The 1,911-nt window shown below is 46.8% G+C and carries 1 protein-coding gene; it reads left to right on the plus strand.

Going from position 1 to position 1,911, the window contains the following annotated elements:
• Positions 1–441: 441 nt before the first annotated feature.
• Complete coding sequence (locus NG833_RS24120; RefSeq protein ID WP_254567821.1) at positions 442–1,833, plus strand: transposase; 1,392 nt, start codon at positions 442–444, stop codon at positions 1,831–1,833.
• Positions 1,834–1,911: the final 78 nt, after the last annotated feature.

A 1,911-nucleotide genomic window follows, 5' to 3' on the forward strand; every position in this document is an offset into this window, starting at 1 on the left:
ACTTTTGAGGGTGATCAAGCTATCGCCTTGGTCCAGCACCTTATTGAGTGCCTCGAAACGATGAAACCAATGATCTCTCAGATACTCGTGCCTTAATTTCCGCCTGATGACTGGGTTTTCCCAGGGGCGATCGCACTGATGGCGATCGCCTGATCCACTGCTATCTATGGATCGAAATCTTCCCCCAAAGGGAGGATCGCGGGGAGATAGCGCAATTGAACCGCCCGGGTCATTGACCCGGTGCCGCTAGGCAGTAACTCAGGGCTTTGACATAGAAATAGACCTTAAAGGTTTTCTTACTTCGTGGGCTAGGTTACTGCCACCATAGCGGTGTTCCCCTTTAGAAGCTTGAAATAGAATTGCAACCGTTCGGGAGATTCGTGGCTCTAAAACAGAGGGGGAGATTTGTGCAAATACTCCCAGAAACAACCTTGAAAACTTATGGAATCAAAATCAGTCGTTATTGGCTTGGATGTCAGTAAAGATAACGTGGTGGCGTGTCCCCTGACAGAAGCACCTTACAACCTCAAACTGTACTTTAAGGAAAACAAGGAATCATTCCCTCGGTTATATTCTAACCGCGATGGGATTAAAGAATTACTCGCCCTAAACCCTGACTGTGTGGTACTTGAGCCGACTGGAGTACATTATTCCTGGATTTGGGCACATATCCTCAAAAGTCACGGGATTAAAATTTTGTGGGTAGGTCATAGCGAGGTTGCATCCTTTCGCAAATCGAAAAAGTTGCCCGATAAAAACGATGCGGCTGACGCGCTTGCACTTGCAGCTTATGCCCTCACGAATTGGAACTATCCAGAGGCATTTTTGGGTTATGAGCATGAAAGCTTTATTATCCCGATGCGGGAGTGTTGTCTGCAACTGCAAAACTTGAATCGGATCCAGAGTCCGGTTGTCAACCGATTACGGCAGCAATTAGCTCGCGAGTTCCCAGAGGCAGCACTTAAGAACTCTCAACGAGGGCCCGACGGACAAATTCCCTTATGGTGTTTCATAGCGGGAAGGAAACGGAACGTCAAGAAGGATCAGGGGTATTACGAGAAACTCTACCAGATCTCGATTGCCCCTACCTATGGAGTTGAGATCTCGGAATATTCTCGCAATCTAGCGAATCAACTTTGCCAGCTAACTGACTGGGAAATCGCGATCGAGACTGAACTAGGCGCGCTTTTAAGACTCCCAGAGTTCAATGCCTACAATCAAGTTATGGATTCCCTCGGGATGGGGTTGAGAACTAAATCGTGGGTAATTTCTCAGATTTACCCGATCGAGCGGTTCCTGCATTCTGGGAATTATCGGACGTGGCGAGCTCGTTTTAAACAACGGTTAGGCTACGGAGGGATTGAAGACTCATCCGGTGATAAGGAAAGGATCCGGAAAAGTGGATCCAAAATATCGCGGCAAATGTTGTACTTGTGGATCGTGACTGCGATCGCACCAACAAGAAACCGTCCCGATACCGCAATTGCGAAACAACTCGGTGAGTTCTATGATTCCAGGACCCGGCAATATAACGATAACCCTGAGATCTACCATTCCCGGTTATTGGAAAAGCAGAAACATGATGCGATCGCAACTCTCAAGACTCAATTGGGACCCTTACTCTCCCCTGCAATCGTCATTCAACTAGAGCAAAGTCTAAACCTTACTCTTGATCTCCCCGCGCTATTGGGAACCGATGGCGAGAAAACATCCCCGGTAAAAAAGGGTGAGGCGAGAAAAAGATTCGGAAAACTGATTGTCAGTCAAACTGCTGCCAAGGGAGTAGAGTTATTATTCAACGAACTGATGAGAATTTTGCACCCGAAACCATAACCCTGTAAAGAAGACAAAAACCCTCTTAAACCATTAAGAGGGTTTTTTTAATAGGTGCTATGCTGACTAAATAGAAGT

Origin of the sequence: Oscillatoria sp. HE19RPO (assembly GCF_024220515.1) — a bacterium.
Taxonomy (GTDB): Bacteria; Cyanobacteriota; Cyanobacteriia; order Cyanobacteriales; family Laspinemataceae; genus Laspinema.